Source organism: Streptomyces sp. NPDC111628, from assembly GCF_055635195.1.
The window spans coordinates 1322891-1338686 of record NZ_JBVKBZ010000001.1; the positions used below are offsets into that span (position 1 = coordinate 1322891).

General features: G+C 72.9%; 12 protein-coding genes. 3 read left to right on the forward strand and 9 right to left on the reverse strand.

The annotated features are described in order from the left end of the window. Positions 1 to 30: 30 nt before the first annotated feature. The gene (locus ACZ7MF_RS06470) at positions 31 to 2646 is read left to right on the forward strand and encodes an ATP-binding protein (RefSeq protein ID WP_471474842.1); all 2616 of its coding nucleotides are present in this window, start codon (positions 31 to 33) and stop codon (positions 2644 to 2646) included. A gap of 82 nt (positions 2647 to 2728) precedes the next feature. On the opposite strand, the gene nucS is transcribed toward ACZ7MF_RS06470, so the two are convergent. Then, positions 2729 to 3400 carry an endonuclease NucS gene (nucS, locus tag ACZ7MF_RS06475; RefSeq protein WP_471474843.1) on the reverse strand — a complete coding sequence of 224 codons (672 nt, stop codon included), beginning with the start codon at positions 3398 to 3400 and terminating at the stop codon, positions 2729 to 2731. Between the two features lie 279 nt (positions 3401 to 3679). On the opposite strand from nucS, the gene ACZ7MF_RS06480 reads away from it, so the two are divergent. After that, complete coding sequence (locus ACZ7MF_RS06480; RefSeq protein ID WP_356862873.1) at positions 3680 to 4072, forward strand: SCO5389 family protein; 393 nt, start codon at positions 3680 to 3682, stop codon at positions 4070 to 4072. 79 nt (positions 4073 to 4151) lie between these two features. Here ACZ7MF_RS06480 and ACZ7MF_RS06485 read toward each other — a convergent pair whose 3' ends face one another. After that, entirely contained in the window at positions 4152 to 5180 is a 1029-nt protein-coding gene (locus ACZ7MF_RS06485) for an LLM class flavin-dependent oxidoreductase (RefSeq protein WP_471474845.1), read from the reverse strand. Positions 5181 to 5436: 256 nt separating this feature from the next. Here ACZ7MF_RS06485 and ACZ7MF_RS06490 point away from each other — a divergent pair, with 256 nt between their 5' ends. Next, on the forward strand, positions 5437 to 5769 hold the full coding sequence (locus ACZ7MF_RS06490; RefSeq protein ID WP_471474847.1) for an ATP/GTP-binding protein: 333 nt from the start codon (positions 5437 to 5439) through the stop codon (positions 5767 to 5769). 17 nt (positions 5770 to 5786) lie between these two features. Here the strand turns inward: ACZ7MF_RS06490 and ACZ7MF_RS06495 are convergent, their stop codons facing one another. The 7 genes from ACZ7MF_RS06495 to mce all read right to left on the reverse strand — a co-directional run bounded on the left by ACZ7MF_RS06495 (position 5787) and on the right by mce (position 15755). Continuing rightward, positions 5787 to 6656 carry an ABC transporter permease gene (locus ACZ7MF_RS06495; RefSeq protein WP_471474848.1) on the reverse strand — a complete coding sequence of 290 codons (870 nt, stop codon included), beginning with the start codon at positions 6654 to 6656 and terminating at the stop codon, positions 5787 to 5789. Next, positions 6653 to 7924 carry an ABC transporter ATP-binding protein gene (locus tag ACZ7MF_RS06500; RefSeq protein ID WP_471474850.1) on the reverse strand — a complete coding sequence of 424 codons (1272 nt, stop codon included), beginning with the start codon at positions 7922 to 7924 and terminating at the stop codon, positions 6653 to 6655. Before ACZ7MF_RS06500 ends, ACZ7MF_RS06495 begins: the two co-directional genes overlap by 4 nt. A 148-nt stretch (positions 7925 to 8072) precedes the next feature. Then, entirely contained in the window at positions 8073 to 8849 is a 777-nt protein-coding gene (locus ACZ7MF_RS06505) for an ABC transporter permease (RefSeq protein ID WP_471474851.1), read from the reverse strand. Continuing rightward, entirely contained in the window at positions 8846 to 9838 is a 993-nt protein-coding gene (locus ACZ7MF_RS06510; RefSeq protein WP_471474853.1) for an ABC transporter ATP-binding protein, read from the reverse strand. The genes ACZ7MF_RS06505 and ACZ7MF_RS06510 overlap by 4 nt, the downstream gene beginning before the upstream one ends. Before the next feature lie 122 nt (positions 9839 to 9960). Further along, a complete protein-coding gene (locus ACZ7MF_RS06515) occupies positions 9961 to 10893 on the reverse strand; it encodes a coiled-coil domain-containing protein (protein ID WP_356862888.1) in 933 nt (310 codons plus the stop codon). 207 nt (positions 10894 to 11100) lie between these two features. Then, positions 11101 to 15081 (reverse strand): polarized growth protein Scy, encoded by a 3981-nt coding sequence (gene scy / locus ACZ7MF_RS06520; protein WP_471474854.1) that lies wholly within the window; start codon positions 15079 to 15081, stop codon positions 11101 to 11103. 233 nt (positions 15082 to 15314) lie between these two features. Next, positions 15315 to 15755, reverse strand: a complete 441-nt coding sequence (gene mce / locus ACZ7MF_RS06525) for a methylmalonyl-CoA epimerase (protein WP_059301486.1) — start codon at positions 15753 to 15755, stop codon at positions 15315 to 15317. Between the last annotated feature and the right edge of the window lie 41 nt (positions 15756 to 15796).

Consider the following 15796-nt stretch of genomic DNA (forward strand, 5'->3'; position numbering starts at 1 on the left):
GCACACGACGCTTTTGGGGGGCTTGAACCAATGGACCCGAACAACCGGGGCCCTGAGGAGTACGGCCAGGACGGCGACCAGCAGGCGCCGCGCCCGCGCCCGCACAGGGACCCCATCACCTCCGACTTCGGACAGCACGCGCCCGCGCTCGCCCGCACGGTGCAGCTGGTGTCCGGCGACTTCCTGCTCACCGTCAACCCCGTCGACGGCAGCGAGATCGAGGTCTGCCCGCCCACGGAGCGGCCCGCCCGGCCCGAGAAGCTCACCGCGGCCGAACGCGCCGAGGCGGAGCGCGCCGCGCGGCCGCCCGTCCCACCGGGACCGGTCCGCACGGTCCTCGGCCTGCTGGCCCGCGAGGACGAACGCGAACGCCTGGTCCGGCTGCTCGCCCGCGGCCGCTCCGTCCGCCTCACCGGCCCCGCCGGCTCCGGCCGCACCAGCCTCCTCGACGTCGTCGCCGAGGACTGTGCGGGCCTCGCGCCCGACGGCGTCGTCCGGCTGAGCGGCCACCACCGCACCGCCGACGACCTGCTCCACGACCTCTTCTACGCCGTCCACCGCGCGCCCCTGCACCGTCCCGACCGGACGGAACTCCTCGGACACCTGCGCGAGGTGGGCGCCGTCGTCGTCCTGGACGACGTCGAGTTCGGCGGCACCGCCCTCGACGAACTCCTCGACGCCACCCCCGAGTGCGCCTTCGTCATCGGCGCCACCCCGGACGTGGCCGCACCCTCCGCCGACTCCGCCGTCGAGGAGGTCTTCCTCACCGGCCTGGACCGATCCGACGGCGTGGAGCTCCTTGAGCGCGCCGCCGGGCGGACCCTCACCGAGGAGGAGGCCAACTGGGCCGGAGACCTCTGGTTCGAGTCCGAGGGCCTGCCGCTGCGCTTCGTCCAGGCCGGTGCCCTGCTGCGCCGCCGGGACCGGGAGCGGGCCGGTGCCGACGCCGTCGACGAGTTCGGCGTCTTCGCCGACACCCGCCCCGCCGACGACACCCCCTACGACGCAGCCGAGGCCGAGGACGTACCCCTGCCGTCCCTCGGCGAGGCCGCCGCCCCCGCACCGCTGCTCGCCTCCCGGCTGAGCGCCTCCGCCCGCGCCACCCTGGAGTTCGCCGTCGCGCTCGGCGGCGAGGTGCCGCACCAGGCGCATCTGCCCGCCCTGGTCGGCGACACCCACGCGGACGCCGCCCTCGGCGAGCTGACGGACTGCGGGCTGGTCTCCCCGGTCGGCTCCCGCTACCGGCTGGCCGCCGGCGTGCTCACCCAGCTGGACAGCGCCGGTTACACGGACGCCGTACGGGAGCGGGCGACGGCCGCCGCCCAGCACTACGCCTGGTGGGCCGGACACCCCTCGGTCACCCCGGAGCGGGTCTGCGCGGAGGCCGACGCCGTACTGGCCGCCCTCGCCGTGCTGGTGCCCACGACCACCCCGACCGCCGAGGACGAGGAGAGCCCGGCCGTCCAGCTGGCCCGCACCGCGGCGCCCGCGTTCGCCGCCGGGCTGCACTGGAGCGCCTGGGAACGGGCGCTGCGTTCGGGCACCGAGGCCTCCCGGCTCGCCGGTGACGTCGCCGAACAGGCCTACTTCCACCACGAGCTGGGCGTCCTCGCGCTGTGCGAGGGCCAGCTGGACCGGGCCCGCGCCGAGCTGGAGGCCTCCATCGGGCTGCGCGGCGCGATGGCGGACAAGCGCGGTGCCGTGGCCGGCCGCCGCGCCCTCGCACTGGTCGCCGACCGCACCGGCGACACGCCGGGCCTGGGCAGCGGCGCGGGCGCGTTCGCCGCGGCGGCGCCCGCCGCGGGGCTCGGTGCCGTCGGCGCCGGACTCGGTCCGACGGTGGGGGAGGAGGTGCCCGACGCCCGCAACGAGGAGTCGGCGTCGCCGTCCGCGGGCGTCCCCGCGCCCTTCCCGCCGCTTCAGCCGCGTCCGCAGTCCCCCACCCTCGTCACCCGTCGCGAGCCCGACGAGGAGCCGTCCCGCACGGTCGCCGGCGGCATCAAGGGCTTCGCGCGGCGCAACCTGGTGGCCGCGGGGGCGGGCGCACTGCTCGTCGCCGTGCTCGGCACGGTGGTGACCCTGGGGGCCACGTCGGAGAACGACGGCGGCGATCCGTCCAACGAGGTCGGCGTCAACCCGTCGGCCAGCCAGGGCGTCGACGACGGCAGCCTGGGCGCGGACCGGCCCTCCGACGACGGTCAGGGCCGGCAGACGCCCGGCCCGAGCGACTCCGCCACCCCCGGCACGTCCGAGTCGCCGACGGCCACGGAGTCGGGGGAGCCTTCGCAGGGGCCGAGCAGTACGGACAGCACCGGCCCCGGTGACGACGAGAGTCCCGACGACCCCGGCTCGCCGGACGAACCGAGCAAGTCGCCGAGTTCGCCGACGACGAAGCCGACGTCGCCGAAGCCGACGGACACCGAGCCGACGGACCCCGGGACGCCCACCGAGTCCGACGACACGTCACCGACGCCCACGGAGACCGAGACGACCTCGCCGTCCACCCCGGAGACGTCCGACACCGTCAGCGGCGCCGACACGCCCCCGGCCACCGTTTCGCAGAGCAGCACGGAGAGCGCAGCGAGCACCGACACCGGAACGGGAGCCCCGGCCGACTCGGATCCGGCGACCGGTCAGATCATCTGACCCCACCGGGGAAGGCGACAGCGCAGGAGGGCCGGGTCCGCCACCCGGACCCGGCCCTCCCCACGTCGTACGTGACGTGCCCTCAGAACAGCCGCAGCTTGTCGTCCTGGATGCCCCGCAGCGCGTCGTAGTCCAGCACCTGGCAGCCGATGCCGCGGTCCGTGGCCAGCACGCGGGCCTGCGGCTTGATCTCCTGGGCGGCGAAGACGCCGCGCACCGGCGCGAGATGCGGATCGCGGTTCAACAGCTCCAGGTAGCGCGTGAGCTGCTCCACGCCGTCGATCTCGCCGCGCCGCTTGATCTCGACCGCGACGGTCCCGCCCTGGCCGTCCCGGCACAGGATGTCGACCGGGCCGATGGCGGTCATGTACTCGCGGCGGATGAGGGTGTAGCCCTCGCCCAGGGTGTCGATGCGGTCGGCGAGCAGCTCCTGGAGGTGTGCTTCCACGCCGTCCTTGATCAGGCCCGGATCGACGCCCAGTTCGTGCGAGGAGTCGTGGAGGATCTCCTCCATCGTGATGATGAGCTTCTCGCCCGCCTTGTTGACGACGGTCCAGACGCCCTCCTCCTCGCCCGTGCCCTCCTTCAGGGCGCAGGGCGGCGACATCCAGTTGAGGGGCTTGTAGGCCCGGTCGTCGGCGTGGATCGAGACGCTGCCGTCCGCCTTGACCAGGATCAGCCGGGGGGCCGAGGGCAGGTGGGCGGTGAGCCGTCCGGCGTAGTCGACGGAGCAGCGGGCAATGACGAGACGCATGGTCGGCAACGCTACTCGACCGGCCCGGCCCGACGCGATTCGCCCGGACCCGGGCACCGCGCGCACTGTCCCACTTCTCCCATTGGCCCCGTCTTGCGCACTGGCCGATTGTGGGCCTACGGGATGGTGTCCATCTGGGCATTCTCCTGGTGCCGTCACGATCGGTTGCTTACGGTATTGAACGGGAGGTCGCGAACTGTGTACGCAGCGTGTTCGGAATCGCGCACTCCCTTAACTGTCCGGCAACCCCTGCTGGTCGGGGGTGCGAGAGGAGAACCCATGTCGCTCGACGTCTCACCGGCCCTACTCGAACAGGCCGAGCGAGGCGAGGTCGACGAAGCAGACTTCGTCGACTGCGTCCGGACCTCCCTGCCCTACGCATGGGAGATGGTCAGCTCCCTGGTGGCACAGCTGAAGGTCGACGGCGGAGCGTTCGCCGACAACCAGACGCCCCCGCCGGACGAGCAGGCGCGCGGTCAGCTCCTGCGTGCGCTCGCGAGTGACGCCATACGCGGTGCACTGCAGCGGCACTTCGGGGTGCGGCTGGCCTTCCAGAACTGCCACCGGGTGGCGGTGTTCCCGTTGGACTCCTCTGTCGACGGGACGCTGACCAAGTTCACCTCGGTGCGCAGCCAGTTGCTGAACCAGTCGCCGGAACTGCGCGACTGCTGAGGCCCGCGGTCCTCGCTTGCCGCTCCGTACGCGGGAGGTGCAGTTCTGTACCGGAGCGGCAAGCTCCCCGCCCGCGGGCTCAGCGGAGCTGGGGGAGTACCTCGGCCCCGAGCCGGCGTACGTTCTCCTCGGTCGCCGCCAGGTCTCCCGAGCCCTCGACGAGCAGGGCGAAGCGGGAGATGCCGGTCCGCTCGCCGGTCGCCGCGAGCCGGTCCGCGCACAGCCGGGGCGTGCCCACCGGGTGCAGCCCGCAGAGCAGTTCGGTGTAGGCGTGCGGGTCGCGCATCTGCCGGGCCCGGCTGTCCACCGTGACGTGGGCGCCCAGTCCCTGCCGCAGCCAGCCCGGCATCGCCTTGAGCAGGCTCTCGGTCGCGTCCGTGCGCCGGTCCGCGATCTGGCAGACACCGGCCGAGACGTGTCCGGCGCCGTGGATCTCCGCCGCCGGACGCCCGGCCGCACGCGCGTGGCGCCGCCACAGGGCGACCATCTCCGCCTTCTCCTCGTCGCCGACGTGCATTCCGAGGAGCATCGGCAGCCCCCGCTCGGCCGCCAGCCGCACGCTCGACGGCGAGGTGCAGGCGACGACGACCTCCGGGCCCGGCTCCTCCGACAGGGACTCCGACGGACGCGGCACGACGGGCACCTCACGGAAGCGGTAGCGGTCCCCCGAGGCGCCGACGGCCGGCTCGCGCAGCCAGCGCAGCAGCAGGTCGAGCGAGTCCGGAAACCCCTTCTCGTACGCCTCAAGACCCGCGCCGAACACCTCCAGGTCCACCCACGGGCCGCCGCGGCCCACGCCCAGCGAGAAGCGGCCGCCGCTGGTGACGTGCAGCAGCGCGGCCTGCTCGCCGAGCGCCACGGGGTGGACGGTGGGCAGCACACTCACCGCGGTGCCGACCCTCAGGCGCCGGGTGCGGCCCAGCAGCAGCGCGGCCAGGGTCACGGCCGACGGACACGTGCCGTACGGCACGAAGTGGTGTTCGGCCAGCCAGACCGTGTCCAGCCCGGCCTCCTCGGCGACCTCGGCCGAGCGGACCGCGCGGTGCAGCGCCTCCCCCTGACCCTGGCCCGGGAACTGGGCCCCCAACACGAAACTTCCTACGCGCATTGCCTTTTCCTGCTTCCTCGGCCCCGACGTGGAGCTCCCCCACACGGCATAACCGCCTGACACGTGCCGAGGACACGGCCGGACGAAGGAATTTGCGGATTGTCTGCAGAATCGGCCGTTGTGGGACGGTGCACGCGCCCGGACGGACAACACCGGTCAGGGGGAGTTGCGGTGTTCGGCGCCGTACGCGTACCCGTGTCCGTGCCGCGTAGGCTGGATGCAGCCCTGCTTCCTGTATAGCTCCGTGAGGTGTCCTGTGTCCCCGCGTCGCAACCGACCCAAGGAAGCCGGTTTCTCCGGCCGGAGCGCCGAGGAGGACGGCTCCGGCCGCTACGGCGGCTGGCAGTCCTCGGAGGACTGGCAGGGCGAGGAGTGGAGCGTACGGCACGTGGCGGGCGCGAGCGCGCAGGGCAAGTCGTACCGATGCCCGGGCTGCGACCAGCTCATTCCGGACGGTGTCCCGCACGTGGTGGCCTGGCCCGCGCACTCGGGCGTCGACGACCGCCGGCACTGGCACAAGGCGTGCTGGAACGCGAAGGACCGCCGCACCACGCGGGTGCAGCGGTCCCGTAACGCGCCGAGGTTCTGAAGGCCGGTCCCGCCGGCCTACACGTCCCGCTTCTCCAGCAGGGCGAAGGCGGCGGCGAAGGCGGCCGCGGTCACGCCGAGCACGATCCACAGCGGGTCCCAGCCCGAGGGCCCGGACTCGGAGAGCGAGTTGGCGTAGAAGATGCTCATCTGGTTCGGGATCGAGTACTCGAACAGCGCCTGCTGCACGTCCTTGAGCGACTCCGAGAACATGAACAGCGCGATCACCAGCGGGGCGAGCAGGACGCCGATCATGATGGTGATGGCGCCCGCCGAGTGCCGGATGATCGAGCCCATGGCCAGCGAGAGCAGCCCGAGCAGCGCGACGTAGAGCGAGACGCCGACGGTGCCCTTCAGCCACTCCGCGCCGGTCGGGTTCTCGGCGCCGTTGCCCTCCAGCATGGACACGTGGGCCAGCCCGACCAGCGTCGCGGAGACCAGGGTCACCACGAACGCCACCAGGAAGAACACGATGCCCTTGGCGGCCAGCACCCGGCCGCGGCTCGGGCAGGCGGTCATCGTCGTGCGGATCATCCCCGTGCCGTACTCCGAGGCGGTGGTCAGCACGCCGAGCGTGATCACGCACATGCTGCCCAGCAGCAGACCGAAGAAGCCGAGGCTCAGCGCGCTCTCGCCGGCCAGGTCGGAGTCCGAGCCCGCCACCACCGCGCCGGTCAGCAGCCCGATGCCGAGGACCAGCAGGACGAACACGCCCAGCGTCCACATCGTCGAGCGCACCGACTTGATCTTCGTCCACTCGGAGGCCAGCGCGTGCACGAGGGTCGTGCGCACCACCGGGATCGGCGACGTGTACGTCGGGAACGGCGAACCGGACGCCGCGTGCCAGTCGGGCGCGGCCTGCTGCGTCGGGGGCTGGGGCGTGCTCATCGGGCGTCCTCGGGCTTGGTCGGGTCGGTGACGGGCGCGGAGGCGGGCGCGGGGCCCGCCACGGGCGGCGTCGGCGCGCCGGCCGGAGCCTGGGGCATCGGCGGTGCCTGGGGCGCCTGCTGGGCCGCGTACGGGTTGGCCGGCTGACCGCCCGGCACCGCCCCGGGCGCCACGGGGGCGCCGTACGGGCCCGCCGGGGCCTGGCCCGGCGCGCCCTGCGGCGCGGCGAAGGGCTGACCGCCCTGCTGGGGCGGCGGCGGCGCGTACCACCCGGGCTGGCCCTGTCCCGGCACCGGCATCGGCGGCTGCGCGCCGGGCGGCAGGGGCTGCTGGAGCCCCGCCTTCTGGTCGGCGGTCGACCGGTAGTCCACGGCGCCCTGCGTCATCCGCATGTACGCCTCCTCCAGCGAGGCCTGGTGCGGCGACAGCTCCCACAGTCGTACGTCGGTGTCGTGCGCGATGTCGCTGATGCGGGGGAGGGCGAGCCCGGTCACCCGCAGCGCGCCGTCCTGCTCGGGCAGCACGTGGCCGCCCGCCTCGGTCAGCGCCGAGGTCAGCTTCTCGCGCAGCTGCGGATCGGTGTCCGGGGTCCGCACCCGCGCGAAGTCGGCGGAGTTGGCCGAGATGAAGTCCGTCACGCTCATGTCGGCGAGCAGCTGGCCGCGCCCGATGACGATCAGGTGGTCGGCGGTGAGCGCCATCTCGCTCATCAGGTGCGAGGAGACGAAGACGGTACGGCCCTCGGCCGCGAGCGCCTTCATCAGGTTGCGCACCCAGTGGATGCCCTCCGGGTCGAGGCCGTTGACCGGCTCGTCGAAGAGCAGCACCTGGGGGTCGCCGAGCAGCGCGGCGGCGATGCCGAGCCGCTGGCCCATGCCGAGGGAGAAGCCCTTGGAACGCCGCTTGGCCACGTCCTGGAGGCCCACCACGCCGAGCACCTCGTCCACCCGCCGGGCCGGGATGCCGGACAGCTGGGCGAGGCTCAGCAGGTGGTTGCGGGCGGCCCGCCCGCCGTGCACCGCCTTGGCGTCCAGGAGCGCCCCGACGTGGCGCGCGGCGTTCGGCAGCCTGCGGTACGGGTGACCGCCGATGGTCACGTGCCCCGCCGTGGGGTTGTCCAGGCCCAGGATCATCCGCATCGTCGTCGACTTGCCCGAGCCGTTGGGCCCCAGGAAGCCGGTGACGGCACCGGGCCGCACCTGGAAGGAGAGGTTGTACACAGCGGTCTTGTCGCCGTATCGCTTGGTCAGGCCGACAGCCTCGATCATGCTCCGCACCCATCGGAAGGTTCAGGGACAGCAGGGCACACGCCCCCGTAAGGGTTAGGAGGATATCCACGCGCTGACGGTTCCGTTCAAGCGCGGGCAAAATCCGACACCGTACGGAGGCGCCCGCCGGGGTTCTGCTCCCAGCGTGTCAGGCGTCCCGCCGCTTCAGCACCGCGTACCCGCCGACGAGCGCCGCGATCACCCACAGTGCCATGATCCCCAGGCCGCCCCACGGTCCGTACGGGACGTCGTCGTCGATCGGCGTGACCACCTGCATGATCTTGCTGCCGGCCTGGTCGGGCAGGAACCGGCCGACCTTCTCCGTCGCCGGGACGTTGCCCAGGATGTTGGAGATCAGGAAGAAGAACGGCATCAGGATGCCCAGCGACAGCATCGGGGAGCGCAGCATCGCGGCGACGCCCATCGAGAACATCGCGATCAGGGTCATGTAGAGGCCGCCGCCGAACACCGCGCGCAGCACGCCGGGGTCGCCGATCGACGCCTTCAGGTCGCCGAGCATCGCCTGCCCGAGGAAGAACGTGGCGAAACTGGTGACCATGGCCACGATCAGGGCCAGGGCGGTGGCCACCGCGATCTTGCTGAACAGGAAGGTGGCGCGCTTCGGCACGGCGGCCAGCGAGGTGCGGATCATGCCGGAGCTGTACTCGTTGCCCACGACCAGGACCCCGAACACGATCATCGCCAGCTGGCCGAGGCTGGTGCCGGCGAAGCTGATGAAGGTCGGGTCGAAGGAGAGCTGGTCGCGCCGGCTCATGTCGCCGAACTCGCTCTTCGACAGGGCCGAGATCAGCATGCCGAGGGCGATGGTGACGACCACGGCGAGGCCCAGCGTCCACACCGTGGACGCGACCGACCGGATCTTGGTCCACTCGGACCGGACGACCTGTGTCGCCGCCATGCTCATCCCCTCTTCCAGTCGCTGCCCCACGGCTGCTGCGGAGGCTGCCCCGGTGGCTGTTGCTGCTGCGGCACCGCGCCGGGCGGCTGCCCGTCGTGCGCGTGGTACTCCACGGACTCCGCGGTCAGCTGCATGAACGCCTCCTCCAGGGAGGCGCGCTGCGGACTCAGCTCGTACAGCACGACCTGGTGGCGCGCCGCCAGCTCGCCGACCGTCTCCGACTTGTCGCCGTCCACCTCCAGGACGCCCTCGCCCGACTCGACGACCGTGACCCCGGCCGCGTGCAGCGCGTCGAGCAGCTGCTCGCGCTGCGGGGTGCGGATCCGGACGTAGCTGCGCGAGTTCTCCGCGATGAACTCGGCCATCGAGGTGTCCGCCAGCAGCCTGCCCTGGCCGATGACCACCAGATGGTCGGCGGTCAGCGCCATCTCGCTCATCAGGTGGGAGGAGACGAAGACCGTACGGCCCTGGGCGGCCAGGGTCTTCATCAGATTGCGGATCCAGTGGATGCCCTCGGGGTCGAGCCCGTTGACCGGCTCGTCGAACATCAGGATCCGCGGGTCGCCCAGCAGGGCGCCCGCGATGCCGAGCCGCTGCCCCATGCCGAGGGAGAAGCCCTTGGTCTTCTTCCTGGCGACCGCCGACAGCCCGACCGTGTCCAGGACCTCGCGCACCCGGCTCGCGGGAATGCCGTTGCTCTGCGCGAGGCACAGCAGGTGGTTGTAGGCGCTGCGCCCGCCGTGCCACGCCTTGGCCTCCAGGAGCGCGCCGATGTACGTCAGCGGGTCCTTCAGCTGGTCGTAGTGCTTGCCGTCGATCCGCACGTCCCCGGCGGTCGGCCGGTCCAGGCCAAGCACCATCCGCATGGTCGTCGACTTGCCCGCGCCGTTGGGGCCGAGGAATCCCGTGATGATGCCCGGTCTGACGGTGAAGGAGAGATTGTTGACCGCCACCTTCTCGCCGTACCGCTTGGTCAGCCCCTCGAGCTCGATCATGGCGACCACGCTAGAACGGGACGAGGCCCGCTGCCACCCCAGTGACAGCAGGCCTCGCCCAGGTTCGTACGGATTCAGCAGGCGTACCCCCGCGCAGCCGAAACCGCCCGGGTCAGACGGCGTCAGCGCGACTGCTGGGCCGGGACCCCGCGGGAGACCGACTCGTCCTCGACCGACGGAGCGGCCGCCACCGCGGCGCCCGTGAGCGACGCCAGCATCTCGCGCACGTTGGTCAGCTGCGCGTTGATGGAGTCGCGGCGGTTGGTGAGGGCGGCCAGCTCGCGCTCCGACTCCGAACGGATCCGGTCGGCCTTGGCGTTGGCGTCGGCCACGATGTCCTCGGACTGGCGCTGCGCCGTCTCCACGGTCTGGCGGGCCCGGCGCTCGGCGTCCGTGCGCAGCTTCTCCGCCTCCAGGCGCAGCTGCTCCGCGCGGTGCTCGATCTCCGCGAGCCGCTTCTCGGCCTTGGCCTGACGGGAGGCCAGGTCCCGCTCCGACTGCTCGCGGCGCTTGGCGAGGTTCGTCTCGAAGTCGGCGGCGGCCTGCGCGGCCTTCGCGCGGGTCTCCTCGAAGAGCGCGTCGGCCTCGTCGCGCTTCGACTGCGCGTCCTTCTGCGCCTCGGAACGCAGCTGCGAGGCGTCGCCCTTGGCCTTCTCGACGATCCGGACGCCCTCGTCCTCGGCCTTGGACTTGCGCTCCGCGGCGTACGACTCCGCGTCGTTGCGCACCTGCTGGGCCGAGGACTCGGCCAGCTCGCGGTGCTGCTCGGCCGCGCGCCGGGCCTCCTCGCGCAGGTCCTTCGCCTCTTCCTCGGCGAGCCGCAGGATCTTCTCGACCCGGGCGCCGAGACCGGCGTACGACGGCTCGGCGTCGTTGACCTGGGCCTGGGCGTTCTGGGTTTCGAGGTGGAGCTCCTCGATGCGCTTTTCCAGAGCGGTGATGCGGGCGAGAGCGCTGTCACGGTCGGAGACGAGCTTGGAGATACGTTCGTCCACCTGAGCGCGGTCGTACCCACGCCGCACAAGCTCGAAGCCGTAGGGGGAAGTGTCGCTCATGGGGTTCCTGTCGAAAGAGACCGGGTGAGGTGATAGAGGGAATCCTAGGCGCCAATGCGGTGTGTCATCGAGCGGATGCACGTTTGATACGGAGAATGACACCTCTTTTGAGTGGCTGACCCGCGGATGGCTTGCCAAAGTTCTGGTGAACGGTCCCGTCGGGACTCGGCCAAAGATCTCCAGCAGACACCGAATCCGCCCCGGGCGCTAGCCGTCTGACGACTTGCCACCCGAACGTGGGGCGCCCACCGTCGCACCGGCCTTCACCCCGTTGTCCTTCGCGCCCCCGGGCGCCTCGAACGACTCCAGCGCCTCCAGCACGTCCTGCACCCGGGAGATCTCCGCGTTGATGTCCTCGCGGCGCCGGACCAGCACCTCCAGCTCGCGCTTGCCCTCGTCGACCGTGGCCCGGGCCTCGCGGACCGCCTCGGCCTTCAGCTCCTCGGCCTCGCGGACCAGGGTGGCCTTCTTCTGCTCGGCCTCCTTGAGCAGCCCCTCGGCCTTCTTGACGGCGGCGATGCGCACCTTGCCCGCCTCGGAGTTGGCCTCCGACACCAGCTCCTTGGCCTTCGCCTCCGCCTTGGCGAGCTGCTCCTCGGCGGCCTTGATGAGCGCGTCGCAGCGGTCGCCGGCCGACTTCATCGTCTCGGCGGCCTCGCGGCGGGCCCGCTCGTGCAGCTCCTCGATCTCGGAGGTGAGCCGCTCGCGCAGCTCCTCCGCCCGCTCCCTTATGGCGGTCGCGTCCCGGCGGGCGCCCACCAGCAGCTCGTCCGCGTCCGTACGGGCCTTCTCCACCCGGGTGTTGCCCTCGACCGTCGCCTCCTGGACGAGCCGGTCCGCCTCCGAGCGGGCCGCGCCGACCATCGTGTCGGCCTGCGACTCGGCGTCCGCGGTGGTCTTCTGGGCCTGCTGCTGCGCCTCGGTGAGCAGCTTGTCGGCCTCGGCGGTGGTCTCCGTGATGAGCGTGTCGACCTGCTCGGCGGCCTCCGAGCGGCGCTTGTTGGCGTCCTTGCGGGCCTCGTCGAGAGTGCGCTCGGCCTCCTCGCGGGCCGCCGTGGTGACCCGCTCGGCCTCCGCGGCCGCCTCGCGGCGGACCCGGTCCGCCTCGGTGCGCAGCCGCTCGGCGTGCTGCTGCGCGGAGCCGACGGTGTCGGCGGCCTCGGCCCGCAGCCGCTCCGCCTCCCCGGTGGCGTCCGAGACCAGCTGCTCGGCCCGGGCGCCCGCCTCGGCCCGTACCCGGTCGGCCTCGGCGATCGTCTCGGTGCGCAGCCGCTCCGACTCGGCGGCCGCCTCGGTCCTGACCCGCTCGGACTCGCTCGCCGCCTCGGCGGTGACGCGCTCCGCCTCCGCGAGCGTCCGGGTCCGGAGCCGGTCGGTCTCGGCCACCGTCTCGGTGGTGAGCCGCTCCGCCTCGGAACGCGCCTCGGTGATCAGGGTGTCCGCCTGCGTCGCCGCGTCGGACCGCATGCGGTTGGCGTCCTCGCGGGCGTCCGCCCGGGTGCGCGACGCGGACTGCTCGGCCTCGGCGATGGCGTCCGAGGCCTCCGTGCGCACCCGCTGGGCGTGCTCGGAGACGTCCGCGCGGATCCGGTCGGCCTCCGTGATGGCCTCGGACACGGTCCGCTCGGCCAGCGTCTTGGCGGCCTCGGTCTCCTCCTGCGCCTCGCGCCGGAGGCGTCCGGCGTCCTCGCTCGCCCGCTCCCGCTCCGCGTAGGCGTCGGCGCGGACCCGGTCCGCCTCCTCCTCGGCCTCGTGCCGGGTGCGCTCCGCGGCGTGCTCGGCGGCGCTGCGCAGCCCGGTGATCTCCTCCTGGGCCTGCTCGTGCAGCCCGGCGACCGACTCCCGGACCTGCGCCGCGTGCTGCTCGGCGGCCGACACCATCTCGGTGGCGCGCCGGTCGGCCTCCTCGACCAGCCGGACCGCCTCGGCCTGGGCCTCCTCCACCCGGTTGCGTGCCGAGGCGAGCAGCTCCTCGCTCTGCTCGCGGGCCCGCTCGCGCTCCTGGTCGGCCTCCTGCCGGGCGGAGCCGAGCAGTTCCTCCGCCTCGCGGCGGCGCCGGGCGGCCTCCTCCTGGGCGGCGGCCAGCGCCTCGGACGCCTCGGCCGCGATGCGCTCGGCGGCGGTCTGCGCCTCCGCCCGCACCCGGTCGGCGCTCTCCTGCGCCTCCGACTTCAACCGCTCCGCCTCGTTCGCGGCCTCCGAGCGCAGCCGTACGGCGACGGCCTCGCCCTCCGCGCGGGAGGCGGACGCGTCCGCGGCGGCCTCGGTGCGCAGCCGCTCGGCCTCCGTCTCGGCCTGCTGCTGGAGCGTACGGACCCGCTCCGCGGCCTCCGCGCGCAGCCGCTCGCTCTCCTCGGCGGCCTCGCGGCGGATCCGCTCGCCCTCCTCGCGGGCCCCGCTCAGCGCCTCCTCGGCGGCGGTGCGGCGCTCCTCGGCCTCGGTGTGCAGCCGCGTCAGCTCCTCGGCGGCCTCCTCCCGCCGGGCCTCGACGGCGCGCTCGGTCTCCTCGCGCAGCTCACGGGCGGCCCGCTCGGCCTCCGCCTGGAGCTCCTCCACCCGCTCGGCGGCCTCCGTGCGGTGCCGCTCGGCCTCCGCGCGGGTGCGCTCCAGGGTCTCCTCGGCCTGCCGGCGCAGGGTGGTCGCCCGCTCGATGGCCTCGGCGCGGACCTTCTCGCCGTCCGCCGTCGCGGTCTGGCGCAGCTCGTCCGCGTCCGCCTTGGCCTTGGCGAGCAGCTCCTCGGCGGACTTCGCCGCCTCCTCGATCTGCGCCACGGCCTCCTTGCGGGCCTCGGTGCGGATCTTCTCGCCCTCGGCGACCGCGTCCGCCCGCAGCTGCTCGGCCTCGCCGCGCAGCCGGCGCGCCTCCTCCTGCAGCTCGACCGTCTTGGCGCGGTACTCCTTGGTGTCGTCCTTCGCCGCGCCCTTGAGCTCCTCGGCGATGTCGTGCGCCTCGGCGCGCAGCCGGTCCGCCTCGGTCTCGGCCTCGGTGCGGATCCGCTCGGCCTCCTCGGTGGCCGCCTTCGTGGTCCGCTTGGCGTCCTCCGACGCCTTGTTCAGCACGTCCTCGGCCGTCTTGGCCGCCTTGGAAAGCTGGGTGGCCGACTCCTCGGCGGTGATCGTGCGGGCCTTCTCGGCGGCCTCGGCGACGATCCGCTCGGCCTCGGTACGGGCGTCCGCGACCACCTGCTCGGCCTCGGACCTGGTGCTCTCGGCGTCCTTGGTGGCCTCGCCGACCAGCCGGGCGACCTGCTCCTTGGCGGTGCGGGTGCGCTGCTCGTTGGTCGCCTCGGCGCTGGACAGGGCCTTGGCCGCGGCCTCCTCGGCCTCGGCGACCACCTTCTCGGCCTCGGTCTGCGCCTTGCGCAGCGCCTCCTCGGCCTCCGACATGCGCTGCTCGGCGGCCCGGCTCAGCTCCTGGACCTCGCGCCGGGTGGACTCCGACTCGGTGGCGGTGGAGCTGCGCAGCTGCTCCGCGTGGTCGGTGGCCTCCTGCGCCTGCGTGGAGGCGGCGTTCAGCAGCCGCTCGGCGTCGGTGCGGGCCCGGCGCAGGATCTGCTCGGCCTCGGTGCGGGCACTCTCCGCGTCGCTCCGCAGCCGCTGACGGGCCTCGGCGGTCAGCCGCTCCGCCTCGGCGCGGGCCGCGGTCATGGCCTGCTCGGCCTCGGTCCGGGACTCGTCGAGCAGGCGCCGGGCCTGCTGCTCGGTGCGGGCGCGCAGCTGCTCCGCCCAGGCCACGTTCTCGTTGACGTGGGACTCGACGGTCTGGCGACGCTCGGCCAGCTCCTGGTCGAGCTGCTGGCGTCGGGTCACCGCCTCCTGGTGCAGCTCCGCCTGGAGCCGGGCCGCCTGCTCGGCGTGCTCCTGGAGGATCCGCTGGGTCTGCGCCCGCGCCTGGCTCAGCTCCCGCTCCGCGTCCGCGCGCAGCTGGTCGGCCTGCGTCTGCGCGTTGCGCAGCAACTGCTCGGCCTGGTACCCGATGTCGCCGCCGTCGAAGGCGGGCCGGGACATGATGGTGCGCCGCGCCTCGTGCAGCTTGGCGCGCAGCACCTCGACCTGGTAGCCGAGGTCCTCGGCGTGCTGGATCGCCTTTTCCCGCTCGGTCTTCAGCCGCTTCATCTCGGCCTCGAACCGAGAGAGGTGGTCGACGTCAGCCGCCGGCTCTCGCTCCTGGCTCTCGTAGCCCCGCACTGCGCGGTCCCATCCGTCCCCTGGTCGCAAATCTTCCCGAACGAGCTCCGTCCGTCCGCCGAACGGGGCCCCCGGGGAATGGTGTCAGATCAACGGCGGAGCATGTGCTGCTGCCCCGTCGCCCGCCCCCCGAAACACGACCCCGGCGGTCCCGGCGCCCAAGGCGACAGGACCGGGTCACCCTGGACTGAGCGGCGACCGCACCCAACCCTACCGGCCCATATGTACGAGGGTCAGTGCTCAGGTGACTCAACGGCCGCCGAAGTGACCAGTTCTGTCAGTACGCCATGGCAGTCCTTGGGGTGCAGGAAGGTGATCCGCGACCCCATGGAACCGCGCCGGGGCTCGTCGTACAGAACGCGTACGCCCTTGCCCCGGATGTCCGCGGCGTCCGCGTCCACGTCCGCCGTACCGAACGCGATGTGGTGGACGCCCTCGCCGTTCTTCGCGAGCCACTTGCCGACCGCGGAGTCCTCGCGGGTCGGCTCCAGGAGCTGGAGGTACGAGGCGCCCCCGTCCGACGTATCGTTGATCTTGAGCATGGCCTCGCGCACGCCCTGCTCCTCGTTGACCTCGGTGTGGAACACCTCGAAGCCGTAGGTGGCACGGTAGAACTCGACGGTCGCGTCGAGGTCGTGGCAGGCGATTCCGATGTGGTCGATTCGCGTCAGCATGGTTTCAGTGCAGCGCTCCGGAGGTGGTTACGCAACGTGCG